12 protein-coding genes are annotated in these 12482 nt (G+C 68.1%); 3 read left to right on the top strand and 9 right to left on the bottom strand.

Translation table 11 applies throughout. The annotated features are described in order from the left end of the window. Positions 1-7 precede the first annotated feature (7 nt). The 5 genes from guaA to guaB all read right to left on the bottom strand — a co-directional run bounded on the left by guaA (position 8) and on the right by guaB (position 5480). Positions 8-1570, bottom strand: a complete 1563-nt coding sequence (gene guaA, locus DA69_RS02865) for a glutamine-hydrolyzing GMP synthase (RefSeq protein ID WP_025977554.1) — start codon at positions 1568-1570, stop codon at positions 8-10. Further along, a complete protein-coding gene (locus DA69_RS02860; RefSeq protein ID WP_025977555.1) occupies positions 1567-2262 on the bottom strand; it encodes a 5'-methylthioadenosine/S-adenosylhomocysteine nucleosidase in 696 nt (231 codons plus the stop codon). The genes guaA and DA69_RS02860 overlap by 4 nt, the downstream gene beginning before the upstream one ends. Continuing rightward, positions 2259-3554: an RsmB/NOP family class I SAM-dependent RNA methyltransferase gene (locus DA69_RS02855; protein WP_025977556.1), complete on the bottom strand. Its 1296-nt coding sequence runs from the start codon at positions 3552-3554 to the stop codon at positions 2259-2261. The genes DA69_RS02860 and DA69_RS02855 overlap by 4 nt, the downstream gene beginning before the upstream one ends. Before the next feature lies 1 nt (position 3555). Next, positions 3556-3954: an MAPEG family protein gene (locus tag DA69_RS02850; RefSeq protein ID WP_025977557.1), complete on the bottom strand. Its 399-nt coding sequence runs from the start codon at positions 3952-3954 to the stop codon at positions 3556-3558. A gap of 65 nt (positions 3955-4019) precedes the next feature. Next, positions 4020-5480, bottom strand: a complete 1461-nt coding sequence (guaB, locus tag DA69_RS02845; RefSeq protein WP_025977558.1) for an IMP dehydrogenase — start codon at positions 5478-5480, stop codon at positions 4020-4022. 128 nt (positions 5481-5608) lie between these two features. Here guaB and DA69_RS14205 point away from each other — a divergent pair, with 128 nt between their 5' ends. Further along, positions 5609-6175, top strand: coding sequence for a DUF2061 domain-containing protein (locus DA69_RS14205; RefSeq protein ID WP_025977559.1), 567 nt, complete (start codon positions 5609-5611; stop codon positions 6173-6175). Here the strand turns inward: DA69_RS14205 and DA69_RS02835 are convergent. Beyond that, positions 6172-6894 (bottom strand): RlmE family RNA methyltransferase, encoded by a 723-nt coding sequence (locus DA69_RS02835; RefSeq protein ID WP_025977560.1) that lies wholly within the window; start codon positions 6892-6894, stop codon positions 6172-6174. The genes DA69_RS14205 and DA69_RS02835 overlap by 4 nt on opposite strands. Before the next feature lie 80 nt (positions 6895-6974). On the opposite strand from DA69_RS02835, the gene DA69_RS02830 reads away from it, so the two are divergent. After that, the gene (locus tag DA69_RS02830; protein WP_003167307.1) at positions 6975-7439 is read left to right on the top strand and encodes a peptidylprolyl isomerase; all 465 of its coding nucleotides are present in this window, start codon (positions 6975-6977) and stop codon (positions 7437-7439) included. 135 nt (positions 7440-7574) lie between these two features. On the opposite strand, the gene DA69_RS02825 is transcribed toward DA69_RS02830, so the two are convergent. The 3 genes from DA69_RS02825 to DA69_RS02815 form a co-directional block, all read right to left on the bottom strand. Beyond that, the gene (locus DA69_RS02825) at positions 7575-8090 is read right to left on the bottom strand and encodes a hypothetical protein (RefSeq protein ID WP_029972565.1); all 516 of its coding nucleotides are present in this window, start codon (positions 8088-8090) and stop codon (positions 7575-7577) included. Then, a complete protein-coding gene (locus tag DA69_RS02820) occupies positions 8087-8710 on the bottom strand; it encodes a methyltransferase family protein (protein WP_025977562.1) in 624 nt (207 codons plus the stop codon). Before DA69_RS02820 ends, DA69_RS02825 begins: the two co-directional genes overlap by 4 nt. Before the next feature lie 90 nt (positions 8711-8800). Further along, on the bottom strand, positions 8801-9766 hold the full coding sequence (locus DA69_RS02815) for a M20/M25/M40 family metallo-hydrolase (protein ID WP_025977563.1): 966 nt from the start codon (positions 9764-9766) through the stop codon (positions 8801-8803). A gap of 147 nt (positions 9767-9913) precedes the next feature. Here DA69_RS02815 and ligA point away from each other — a divergent pair, with 147 nt between their 5' ends. After that, complete coding sequence (ligA, locus tag DA69_RS02810) at positions 9914-12235, top strand: NAD-dependent DNA ligase LigA (protein WP_025977564.1); 2322 nt, start codon at positions 9914-9916, stop codon at positions 12233-12235. Positions 12236-12482: the final 247 nt, after the last annotated feature.

Below are 12482 nucleotides of genomic sequence, written 5' to 3'. Positions count from 1 at the left end.
CCCGTTCTCATTCCCACTCGATCGTGCCGGGCGGCTTGGACGTCACGTCGTAGACGACGCGGTTGACGCCGCGGACTTCGTTGATGATGCGCGTGGCGGTCTTGGCCAGGACGTCCCAGGGGAACTGGTAGAAGTCGGCCGTCATGCCGTCGGTCGAGGTCACCGCGCGCAGGGCCAGCACCTTTTCATAGGTGCGGGCGTCGCCTTGGACGCCGACCGTCTTGACCGGCAGCAGCACGGCGAAGGCCTGCCAGATGTCGTCGTACAGACCCGCCTTGCGGATCTCGTCCAGATAGATGGCGTCCGCGTCCTGAAGCGTGGCGACCGCCTCCGGCGTGATCTCGCCAGGAATGCGGATGGCCAGGCCCGGTCCGGGGAAGGGGTGGCGTCCGACGAAGGCGTCGGTCAGGCCCAGCTCACGGCCCAGAGCCCGGACTTCGTCCTTGAACAGTTCACGCAGGGGCTCGACCAGCTTCAGCTTCATGAAGTCCGGCAGGCCGCCGACGTTGTGGTGGCTCTTGATCACGTGCGAGGGGCCGCCCGTCGGGGATACGCTCTCGATCACGTCGGGATAGAGGGTGCCCTGGGCCAGGAAGGCGGCGCCTTCGATCTTGTTCGCCTCGCGGTCAAACACCTCGATGAAGACGCGGCCGATGGTCTTGCGCTTGGTTTCCGGGTCGGAAATCCCGGCCAGCTCGCCGAGGAAATCCTTAGATGCATCAACATGCACCAGCGGGATGTTGTAGTGCTCGCGGAACAGGGTCGTGACCTGATCGGCCTCGCCCTTGCGCATCAGGCCGGTGTCGACGAAGACGCAGGTCAGCTGGTCGCCGATGGCCTCGTGGATCAGCACGGCGGCGACCGATGAATCGACCCCGCCCGACAGGCCGCAGATGACCTTGGCGTCGCCGACCTGTTCGCGGATCTTGGCGATCTGCTCGTCGCGATAGGCGGCCATGGTCCAGTCGCCGGTCAGGCCCGCCACGCCGTGGGTGAAGTTCTTCAGCAGCTGTGCGCCGCGAGGGGTGTGGACCACCTCGGGGTGGAACTGCACGCCATAGATCTTGCGCGTTTCATCGGCGATGGCGGCGAAGGGCGCGCCTTCCGAGGTGGCGATGACATGGAAGCCTTCCGGCAGAGCCGTCACGCGGTCGCCGTGGCTCATCCACACCGGCTCGCGGTGGTCGATGGCGCCGATGCCCGCGAACAGGGGGCTGTCCTTGGTGATGACGATCTCGGCGCGGCCGAACTCGGCGTGGTGGCCGCTCTCGACCTTGCCGCCCAGCTCCGCGCAGATCAGCTGCTCGCCGTAGCAGATGCCCAGGATCGGCGCGCCATAGTCGAAGACGGAACGGTCGACGCGCGGGCTGTCGGCGTCAGTCGTCGAGTTGGGGCCGCCCGACAGGATGATGGCCTGCGGCTGCATCGCCTTCAGGGCTTCACCCGCCTTGTTGAACGGATGGATTTCGCAATAGACGCCGGCCTCGCGCAGGCGGCGCGCGATCAGCTGCGTCACCTGGCTGCCGAAATCGACGATGAGCACCTTCTGGTGTTGGGTCGGCTGGGTCATGAGGTCGAATCCGGGGCGAGCGATTGGGCGAGGGTTTGGCCTTGCAGGGCCGGAATTTCAAGGGCCGAGAGGCCCTGATCCGCGAGCACCGCGATCAGGCCGTCCAACGCCCGGGCCAGGTTCTCATCCACCAGATGCAGGGTCGAGGTCCAGTCGTGCAGGCCCGTCAGTTCGGCCTTGCCGTCCGACACGCCGCGCAGCGCGACCAGCGGCAGGCCGAAGCTTTGGGCCGCGCGCACCAGCGCCCACGTCTCCATGTCCACCATCTCGGCGTCGATGGCGTCATAGGCGGCGCCCGAGACGACGTTGGCGCCCGTCGACAGGCGCGCGCTCGGCACGCTCGGAATGGGGCACGGCAGCGGCAGAACGGCGGGCAGATCGAGCAGCGGCGTCACGCCCTTCTCGAACCCCAACGGACTGGCGTCCATGTCGCGATAGGCGACCGACGACGCCTGATAGACGGCCGCATGTTGCAGCACGCGCGACCCGCACGAGCCCAGCGACAGGATCAGGTCCGGCGCCTCTCCCCTCGCCTCCAGCCGCGCCAGCGCCGCCGTCAGCGCCACCGCCCCCTCGACCGGCCCGATGCCGGTCATCAGCGGGTCGACGCGGGCGCGCAGATGCTCGCCATATTCCGCAGGCGCCGCCATCACGGGCAGGACCGTGACGGCGCCGTAGCGTTCCAGCCTCATGCGGCGCGCTCATAAAGCGCGATGAAGAAGCCGTCCGTGCCCGTGGCGGCGGGCGACAGGCGCAGGCGGTTGCCTTGCGCCAGCGCGGTCAGGCGTTCGCGCCCCGCCTCGGTCAAATCCGCGCTGTGCGCCGCATCGGCGATGGGGACGGGCTTGAAGTCCGCGTGCGCGGCCTCGAAGGCGGCTGCTGTAGCCTCGTTCTCCGCGCCCAGCACCGAGCAGGTGACATAGGCCAGACGCCCGCCCGGCCGCACCAGCTTGGTCGCCTGCCCCAGAATACGAAGTTGCAGCGCGTGCAAACGCGCGACTTCCTCGGCCGTCAGGCGCCAGCTGTCCTCCGGCCGACGCCGCCAGGCGCCCGAGCCCGAGCAGGGCGCGTCGACGAACACCACGTCGGCCTGACCGTTCAGATCCTCGACCCCGCCGCCGTTCGTGCCCAGCAGGCGCAGGTCGGCCTCGACGCCCGCGCGGGCCAGGCGCGGCTTCACATTGTCCAGACGCTTGGCCGAGACGTCGCAGGCGATCAGCGCCCCCTGCCCCTGCATGGCCTGCACCAGGCCCAGCGTCTTGCCGCCGCCGCCCGCGCAATAGTCCACCACCGTCGCGCCGGGGAAGGCGCCGGACAGCCAGCCGACGACCTGACTGGCTTCGTCCTGAATCTCGAAATGGCCGTTCTGGAAGCCGTCCAGCGGCTGCACGTTCGGCGCCGGCTCGGCGTCCAGCCGCAGGCCCCAGCCCGACAGTTCGGTGCGCTGGGGCGACAGGCCTGCGCCGCGCAGCTCCGCCTCGACCTCCTCGATCGTGGCCCGCAGACCATTGACCCGCAGGTCCACCGGCGCGCGACCGCTCAGGGCTTCCACCTCGTCGCGCCAGCGGTCGCCGTGAACCGCCTTCAGGTCGGCCGTCACGAAGTCCGGCAGCGCGACCTCGGCCAGATCGGCCGCGTCCTCGTGCGCCATGATGCGGCCGCGCTCGTGCTTGGACAGCGGGCGTGGGCCATAGCCCTCGCCGTTGTAGAGGCCTTCGATCTCCTCCAGCGTCGCGCCGTCCAGCAGCGACAGGGCGCCGACGATCAGGGCGCGTCCGTCCTGACGCCCGCCCATGAAGGCCGACAGGCGGCCGCGCGCGCGCAGCACCTGATAGACGCGTTCGGCGATGGCGCGGCGGTCGCCCGAACCGGCATAGCGGTTCTGCTGGCTCCAGGCCTTGAGCACGGCGTCGGCGGGCTGGCGGCCTTGCGAAATGCTGTCGATGATGGCGGCGGCGGCGGCCAGGCGGGCGGCTGGGGTCAAATCAGACTCGGATGAAAAGGGCCAGAAGGCACAGCGCCAGTCCCGCAAGCGAGACCAGCCACACCAGCGACCGGATATAGGGAACGCCCAGGGCGTACAGCGGGATATAGGCGACGCGCGCCCAGAAGTAGAGGCCTGCGCCCCACGCCGTCAGCGCGCCGGTCCGATCCGCCATCTGGGCGATCAGCACGGCGCCGATGAACAGCGGCAGGGTCTCGAACAGATTGGCCTGGGCCCGCTCCAGACGGCCGACGACGGGGCTCTTGGCTTCGGGCGTTTCGTCCCGCGCCCCGGCGTTCCACGACAGGCCGAACTCGCGCGTTCGGGCAAAGGCGGGCAGGAAGATCTGCACCAGGGCCAGCACCAGCGTCGCCGCCAGATAGGTGAGTTCAGTGGTCACGCTCTTCTCCTGTTTCACTAGCCCAAAACAAAACCGCTCCCGACCGGGGCCGGGAGCGGATCAGGTCAGCCCTGACGATAGTTCGGCGCCTCGCGCGTGATCATCACGTCGTGGACGTGGCTTTCACGAAGGCCCGCATTGGTGATGCGGACGAAGCGCGCGCGCTCCTGGAAGTCCGCGATGGTGGCGCCGCCGACATAGCCCATCGAGGCGCGCAGCCCTCCGACCAGCTGGTGCACCACCGGGGCGATCGGCCCCTTGTAAGGTGTCTGGCCCTCGATGCCCTCGGGGACCAGCTTCTCGGACGAGACTTCCTTCTGGAAGTAGCGGTCGGCCGAGCCGCGCGCCATCGCGCCCACCGAGCCCATGCCGCGATACGACTTGTAGGACCGGCCCTGGTACAGGAAGACCTCGCCGGGGCTTTCGTCGGTCCCTGCGAACATCGAGCCCATCATGGCGACATTGGCGCCCGCCGCGATGGCCTTGGCCAGATCGCCCGAGAACTTGATGCCGCCGTCGGCGATGACCGAGGCGCCCGTGCCTTGCGCCGCGCGGGCGGCGTCGACGATGGCTGTCAGCTGCGGCACGCCCACGCCCGCGACGATGCGGGTGGTGCAGATGCTGCCCGGCCCGATGCCGACCTTCACCGCATCGGCGCCCGCGTCGATCAGGGCGCGCGTGGCGTCATAGGTGGCGACGTTGCCGGCGATGATCTGGACGCGGTTGTTCTCGCGCTTGATGCGCTCGACCACCTGGGCGACCGAGGCCGAGTGGCCGTGGGCGGTGTCGATCACCACCACGTCGGCGCCCGCATCGGCCAGCGCCATGGCGCGCTCGAACCCGGCGTCGCCGACGGTCGAGGCGGCGCCGACGCGCAGGCGGCCCTGCTCGTCCTTGCAGGCGTTGGGGAAGGCCTGGGCCTTCTGGATGTCCTTCATGGTGATCAGGCCGACGGCGCGATAGGCGTCGTCCACCACGATGACCCGCTCGATCTTGCGCGTGCGCAGCAGTTCGCGCGCCGCCTCGCGCCCGGCCGAGCCTTCGCGCAGGGTGATCAGCTCGCCCGTCGTCATCAGATCGGCGGCCTTGAGATTCAGGTCCGTCTCAAAGCGCATGTCGCGGTTGGTCAGCATCCCGACCAGCTTGCCGCTCTTCGGATCGACCACGGGGAAGCCGGTGATCTTCTTGCGTTCGACGATCTGCAGCACTTCGCCCAGCGTCGTGTCGGGGGCGACCGTGACCGGGTTCACCACCATGCCGCTTTCGTAGCGTTTGACGGCGCGGACCTCTTCGGCCTGCTCCTCGATGGTCATGTTCCGGTGCAGCACGCCCAGGCCGCCCGCCTGCGCCATGGCGATCGCCAGGCGGCTTTCCGTCACCGTGTCCATGGCGGACGACAGCAGCGGGATGTTCAATCTGATTTCGCGCGTCAGCTGGGTCGAGACATCGACATCAGCGGGCATGACCTCGGACGGACCGGGTTCGAGCAAAACGTCATCGAAGGTTAGGCCTTCGCGTATCTCCATTTGGAGCCTCCATTTTGCGGGCCGCGTATAGCCCCCGTTGGCGGGGAACCGCAACCCCAAGCCCGCGCTATCGTCCATATAAGAGGAATTGCCTTGAAACGGGCGGCGAAGGGACGCATTGCGCGATAATGGTTCGCATCTTGATCAACACGGCGCGGGAGCTGGCTCTCAAGATTGCGAGCTACGGCGCCATGCACCTGATCGTGGCGATCCTGGTGGCCTTCGCCCTGACGCGCGACTGGCGGCTGGCGCTGGCGGTCGGGGTGGTCGAGCCGATCTTCCAGACCATCGCCTATTCGATCCACGACCGCGTCTGGCACCGGGTCGAGCGCCGCAAGATGCTGTCCGGGGTGGAAGAGACGGCCGAGGCCTTCACCGCCCGTCTGGAGCTGATGGACGCGCACGAGCAGAACCGCGCCCACAACCACCACGGCCACGGACACAGCCACGCCCTGCCCCGTAACCTGAAGCAGGTGGCGTTGAAAACCGTCACCTACGGCGTCATGCACTTCGCCGTCGCGGTGCTGGTGGCCTTCGCCCTGACGCGCGACATCCGCATCGCCCTGGCCATCGGCACGATCGAGCCTCTGGTGCAGACGGTCTTCTTCACCCTGCACGACCGCCTGTGGACACGCGCCGAAGCGAAAAAAGCCGCCCGGCGCGCTGCGGCCGAGGCGGAAGGCGCGTCGGCCTAGCGCTTGTTCAGCGCCACCAGGAAGACCTCGGCGCTGCCCTTTCGGCTCGACTCCGGCTTCACGTATTTCACCGTCTCGAACTCTTCGCGCAGGCGCGTCAGCACCCCGCCGGCGTCGCCGCCCTGGAAGTTCTTCGACACGAAGTTCCCGCCCGGCCGCAGCGTGCGGATGGCGAAATCGGCCGCGATCTCGATCAGGGCGATGATCTTCAGGTGGTCCGTCTGGCGGTGGCCGATGGTGTTGTGCGCCATGTCAGACAGCACCAGGTCCGGCGGACCGCCGATGGCGTCCAGCATCTGCTGATCCACGCCCGGATCGGTGAAGTCGGCCTGAATCAGCGTCGCGCCCGGAATCGGCTCGATCATCAGCAGGTCCACGCCAGCCACCGCCGCCGCGCCGCGATCCAGCGCCACCTGCACCCAACCGCCCGGCGCCGCGCCCAGGTCGATGACCCGCGAGCCGCGCTTGATCAGCCGATACCTGTCGTCGATCTCCATCAGCTTGAAGGCGGCGCGGCTGCGCCAGCCCTCTGCGCGGGCGCGCTCGGACCACTGGTCCGACAGTTGACGCTTGATCCACGCCTGGCTGGACAGCGTCTTCTTGTCGGCTGTCTTGATCTTCTGACCGACCTTGCGGCCCGAGGCCGTGCCGCCCGTGGGCAGACGCACCATGCGGCGGCGTTCCTGCGGCTTGTCGGCGGGCTTTTCGTCTTCACTCATGCTTCCCACATAGCCCTGACGGCGTTCAGCCGCTATGACCCGCGCACAATTCCGGCTCGCATAACCTCAAGGAGCGCCCGATGGCCGACCAAACCCTGACCTTCACCCTGGACACCGGCGACGGCGAAGACCGCAACGTCGTCATCAAGCTGCGCGACGATCTGGCGCCGAACCACGTCAAGCAGATCACCGACCTGGCCAAGGAAGGCTTCTATGACGGCGTGGTCTTCCACCGCGTGATTCCGGGCTTCATGGCCCAGGGCGGCGACCCCACGGGCACCGGCACCTCGGGCTCGTCCAAGCCGAACCTCAAGCAGGAATTCTCGAAAGAGCCGCACGTCCGCGGCGTCTGCTCGATGGCCCGCACCGCCAACCCGGACAGCGCCAACTCGCAGTTCTTCATCTGCTTCGACGACGCCCGCTTCCTGGACGGCCAGTACACCGTCTGGGGCGAAGTGATCGAAGGCATGGAACACGTCGACGCCCTGCCCAAGGGCGAGCCCCCGCGCGCGCCGGGCAAGATCGTCAAGGCGACCGTCGCCTGATCATAAATCTCCTCCCCACGGCGTGGGGAGGGGGACCACAAAGTGGTGGAGGGGCTTGCGACAGCGGAACCGGGCAGCCCCTCCGTCACGGCGCTACGCGCCGCGCCACCTCCCCATAAAATGGGGAGGAGAAGATCAGTCCCCCGCCCACCACCGCATCGACACCCCGTCGAAGGTCCGGTCCCCGACCTTCAGCCGTCCTTTCAGGACCACGCCCTGATCGCCCAGGTTGCGCCGCGCCGTCGCCAGCGCGCCCTGGTCCAGCGCTCCCTCGAACGACACCGCGCCCAGCTCGCGCGACGACGCCTCAAACCGCACCCGGTCCTCGGTCACGTCATAGGCCGTCGGAATCAGCCGCGTGCGCCGCGCCTTATCGCCCGTCTCGAACTCCATCATGATCGGCGCGAACCCCGCCGTGCGCTGACCGTCGCGCCAGGCCATGAAGTCGGGAACCTGCCCTATGAACAGGTGATGCAGCCGCCAGTCGCCGACCTGCACCACCGTCGTGGGGATGTAGTAACCGGACACGTCCTCGGGCAGGTCGTGCTTGAACGCCGTCGCCGAGGGAGCCTTGTCAGGCACGGCGCCCCGATCACAGGCCGCGACCGTCAGGGCCAGGGCCCCCGCCAGCAGAATCGACAACGCCCTCATGGCAGGCGCAGCAGCGTCGACAGCCAGCCCAGATCCTGCAGCCGCTCGACCGACTCGAACAGCGGCACGGCCAGCAGGAACACCAGACCATCACGCAGCGTCGTCAGGAAGAACTGCGGCCGCACCTCCAGGCTGTCGGCGTCGCGCCATTTGGAGAAGTCCGGTCCGAACCGCGGCGTCCGCGCGCAATAGTCCGCATAGGTCTGGCCGAAGGCGCCCGCCAGCCAGGCCTCCTCGCGCTTCACCGTGGCGTAGAAGACCGCCACCGTCAGCAGCAGGAAGACGGTCGCCAGCGTCACGCTGCCCGTCTGCGCGCCCACGCCGAACGCCCCCATGAAGCTGAAGACATACAGCGGGTTGCGGCTGATCGAATACGGCCCGCGATCCACGATCTCGGCCTTCTTGCGTCCGCCGATATAGAGGGAGCACCAGGCCCGCCCGACGATGCAGACGACGATCAGGCCCAGGCCGAACGCTTCCAGCCCTTCGTGCAGCATGGTCTCGCCGCCGATGGACCGGCTGACGAAGGCCAGCCCGACCACGCCGATCAATCCGACCAGCAGCGCCGCCTTGCGCAGTTTCTGCACCCGTTGAAGGTCAAACCCTTGCGTCGCCGACATCACTGTATTCCTCGACTGCTGAGGCTGCGACAGAACGCCGCTCTGACGGCGGATTCAAGGCCTATCTTTGCAAGTGTTTTGCGACAGCCGTCACTGATCCAGCCACCGGTCCAGCGCCCGGAAGCCGGCGATGGCCAGCTCGGTCGAGTCCTGGAACACCGCCGGGTTGATCTTCTCGAAGTGGTCGCTGGGGCGGTGATAGTCCGGGTGATAGTTCACCCCGAAATAGAGGAACGGCAGCCCCGCGCGGTGGAAGGCGGCGTGGTCCGACGCCTCGACCCAGTTGTCGGCGCCCTCATCTTGGGGCGTGTCCTTGCCGAAGGCCAACGCCACGTTCGGACGCGCCGCCACCTGATCCAGCACCGGGCGGAAATAGGGATGCTGATACGTCCCCGTCACCCACAGCTTGCCGTCGCTGTCGGCCCGCGCCGTCATGTCGAAGTTCAGGTTCATCGCGATGGCGTGCAGCGGCACCGGCGGCGCCTCGACGAAATGCTTGGCGCCCAGCAGGCCTCGCTCCTCGCCGTCCAGAGCCACGATCAGCACGCTGTGTTCGGGCGGGTTGGCCTTCAGCCGTTTGGCCAGCTCCAGCATGGTCGCCACGCCCGAGGCGTTGTCGTCCGCCCCGTTGAATATCTGGCCGTCGTTGACGCCCACATGGTCATAGTGGGCGGTCACGACGATGTATTTGTCGCCCACCCGCGTGCCGGGGATCACGCCGATGATGTTGGTCCCGCTGAAGGTCTTGGTCCCTTCGCGCGTCCGCCCCTGCATCTCCCACGGCTGCAGCCGCCCCATCGGCGAGGGCTGCACGCCCAGCGCCTCCAACCGCCCGACGATGTAAGCGCGCGCCTTGGCCCCGCCCTCCGAACCGGTGTCGCGCCCCTGCATGTCGTCGGCCGACAGGATGCGCAGGTCCTCCATCAACTGGGCGTAATCGACCGAGGGCGACGCCGCGACCGCAGGCGTCTCGACCACAGGCGCGGTCGTCGTCTCACAGGCGGCCAGCGTCAGGGCGGCGGCGATCACGGACAGGCTGGCGAGGACAGGACGCATGGAGGGCTCCGGCAGGAATCTTTGAGGCGCGACGCTAGCGGCCCCGGGCCGCTGCGTCAGATTACGTTTCTGTCATGGCGGTGGCTGGGCGTGGAACGTCGCGGTGCTAAAGAGCTTATTCGATCTTTAAAAGTGACCTCGATTCCCATGCTCCAAACACCAGTTCACACCTTGACGCGCGAGGAAGCCCGTGAAGAGCTGGCATGGCTATCAGACGAACTCGCGCGTCACGAGGCGCTCTACTATGGCGAAGATGCGCCGGAGATTTCCGACGCTGACTACGACGTTCTCAAACGACGTTCGCTTGATATAGTCGCGCAATTCCCGACCCTCACATTCACAGTCTCTCCCAACAGACGCGTCGGCGCCCCCGTCTCGACCCAGTTCGCCGAGGTCCGCCACGGCGTGCCCATGCTGTCGCTGGACAACGCCTTCGACGAGGGCGAGGTGCGCGACTTCGCAGCCCGCATCGCCCGCTTCCTGAAGCTGCCCGGCGAGGAGCCCATCGCCTTCGTCGCCGAGCCCAAGATCGACGGCCTCTCCGCCAGCCTGCGCTATGAAAAGGGCGTCCTGGTCCAGGGCGCCACGCGCGGCGACGGCAAGACGGGCGAGGACGTGACCGCCAATCTGCGCACCATCGCCGCCATTCCCCAGACCCTGGCCGGCTCAGGCTGGCCCGACGTCATCGAGATCCGCGGCGAGGTCTACGCCCCCAACGCCGCCTTCGACGCCTTCAACGCGGCGGCCGAGGCCGAAGGCAAGCGCACCTACGCCAACCCGCGCAACTTCGCCGCCGGGTCGCTGCGCCAGAAGGACCCGAAGATCACGGCCCAGCGCCCCCTGACCTTCTTCGCCTACGCCTGGGGCGAGACCTCCGCCCCCTTCGCCGAGACGCAACACAGCGCGCTGGAGGCCTTCCGCAGCTGGGGCTTTCAGGTCAACGACCGCTCGGCCCGCGTCGAGGGCGCCGAAGGCCTGATCGGCGTCTATCAGACGCTGGAGGCCGACCGCAGCCGCCTCGGCTACGACATCGACGGCGTGGTCTATAAGGTCGACCGGCTGGACTGGCAGCAGCGCCTCGGCTTCATCGCTCGCAGCCCCCGCTGGGCCATCGCCCACAAATTCCCGGCCCAGCAGGCGACGACCGTGCTGGAAGGCATCGACATCCAGGTCGGCCGCACCGGCTCCCTGACCCCCGTCGCGCGCCTGCACCCTGTCACCGTCGGCGGCGTCGTGGTCCGCAACGCCACCCTGCACAACGAGGACGAGATCGCCCGCAAGGACGTCCGCATCGGCGACACCGTCGTCCTGCAACGCGCCGGCGACGTCATCCCCCAGATCGTCGGCGTGGTCGAAACCCTGCGTCCCGACGGCGCCGTCCCTTACGTCTTCCCCACCACCTGCCCCGTCTGCGGTTCCGAAGCCGTGCGCGAGGGTGACGAGGTCAAGCGCCGCTGCACCGGCGGCCTGATCTGCGACGCCCAGATCGTCGAGCGCCTCAAGCACTTCGTCAGCCGCCGCGCCTTCGACATTGAAGGCCTTGGCGAAAAGCAGCTGATCGCCTTCCACGCGCGCGGCTGGATCAAGGAGCCCGCCGACATCTTCCGCCTCGCCCGCGACGAGCAGAAGCTGGCCCTGCTGCGCGCCGAAGACGGCTATGGCGAGACCAGCGTCGGCAACCTGATGGCCGGGATCGACGCGCGCCGCGTCATCAGCCTCGACCGCCTGATCTTCGGCCTGGGCGTGCGAGAGATCGGCGAACAGACCTCGCTCGTCCTGGCCCGCGCCTTCGGCAGCTGGACCGCCTTCCAGGGGGCCTGCATGGCCGCCGCGAACGGCCTCGCCAGCGACGACTGGAAGACGTTGGCGGCGACCCACGCCATTTCGCCGCGCGTCCTGACGCTGATGGCCGAAGCCCGACCCGCCGCCGACGATCCGTGGCCGGAAGCGCCCATGGATCAGAAGATCGCCCTCGCCTTCCCCGGCATGGCCGCGCCCGCCCGCCGCTCGCTGGCGGAAATCTCGGACGGCTGGAGCGACCTCACCCGCTGGGCCGCCGTCGCGCGCAACGAAGGCCCATCCGAAATTCTGAACCAGATCGCCGGCGTCTCCGGCGTCGGCCCGGTCGCCGCCGAGGCCCTGGCACACTTCTTCCACGAGCCGCACAACCTCCAGGTCGTCGACGCCCTGCTGGCCGAGCTCGAGCGCGTCGAGGACGTGGCCGCCCCCACGACCGACAGCCCGGTGGCGGGCAAGACCGTGGTCTTCACCGGCTCGCTGGAACGCTTCACCCGCGACGAGGCCAAGGCCCGCGCCGAAAGCCTCGGGGCGAAGGTCTCGGGCTCGGTGTCGAAGAAGACCGACTACGTCGTCGCCGGCCCCGGCGCGGGGTCCAAGCTGAAGGACGCCGAAAAACACGGCGTCGCCGTCCTGACCGAGGACGAGTGGCTGGCGCTGATCGGCGGCTGACGCTTTCCTCCCCATGGAATGGGGAGGGGGACCGCCTAGCGGTGGAGGGGCTTTGCGACAGCGGAACCAAGCGGCCCCTCCGTCTCGACGGCTACGCCGCCGATCCACCTCCCCATGAAATGGGGAGGAGAACGCGCGCGAAGAACTCTTGACCTAAGGTCACGTAATCCTTTGGCGAACTTCAAGATTTCGGCCTTGTTTCCGTCCGAAACCCGGATCACCCTCCGGCCAAGGGATCGGCTCAACG

The sequence above is a fragment of the Brevundimonas naejangsanensis genome, assembly GCF_000635915.2.
In the GTDB taxonomy this organism is placed as follows: Bacteria; Pseudomonadota; Alphaproteobacteria; order Caulobacterales; family Caulobacteraceae; genus Brevundimonas; species Brevundimonas sanguinis.
Note: the sequence above shows the minus strand (reverse complement) of the source record. Positions and strands in the feature narration are given on the sequence as shown.

Coding starts and splice junctions, on each gene's coding strand:
- DA69_RS02860 (WP_025977555.1), bottom strand. CDS start 2,262: ATGAGGCTGGAACGCTACGGCGCCGTCACGGTCCTGCCCGTGATGGCG.
- DA69_RS02835 (WP_025977560.1), bottom strand. CDS start 6,894: ATGAGTGAAGACGAAAAGCCCGCCGACAAGCCGCAGGAACGCCGCCGC.
- DA69_RS02815 (WP_025977563.1), bottom strand. CDS start 9,766: ATGCGTCCTGTCCTCGCCAGCCTGTCCGTGATCGCCGCCGCCCTGACG.
- guaB (WP_025977558.1), bottom strand. CDS start 5,480: ATGGAGATACGCGAAGGCCTAACCTTCGATGACGTTTTGCTCGAACCC.
- DA69_RS14205 (WP_025977559.1), top strand. CDS start 5,609: ATGGTTCGCATCTTGATCAACACGGCGCGGGAGCTGGCTCTCAAGATT.
- guaA (WP_025977554.1), bottom strand. CDS start 1,570: ATGACCCAGCCGACCCAACACCAGAAGGTGCTCATCGTCGATTTCGGC.
- DA69_RS02825 (WP_029972565.1), bottom strand. CDS start 8,090: ATGAGGGCGTTGTCGATTCTGCTGGCGGGGGCCCTGGCCCTGACGGTC.
- DA69_RS02820 (WP_025977562.1), bottom strand. CDS start 8,710: ATGTCGGCGACGCAAGGGTTTGACCTTCAACGGGTGCAGAAACTGCGC.
- ligA (WP_025977564.1), top strand. CDS start 9,914: ATGCTCCAAACACCAGTTCACACCTTGACGCGCGAGGAAGCCCGTGAA.
- DA69_RS02830 (WP_003167307.1), top strand. CDS start 6,975: ATGGCCGACCAAACCCTGACCTTCACCCTGGACACCGGCGACGGCGAA.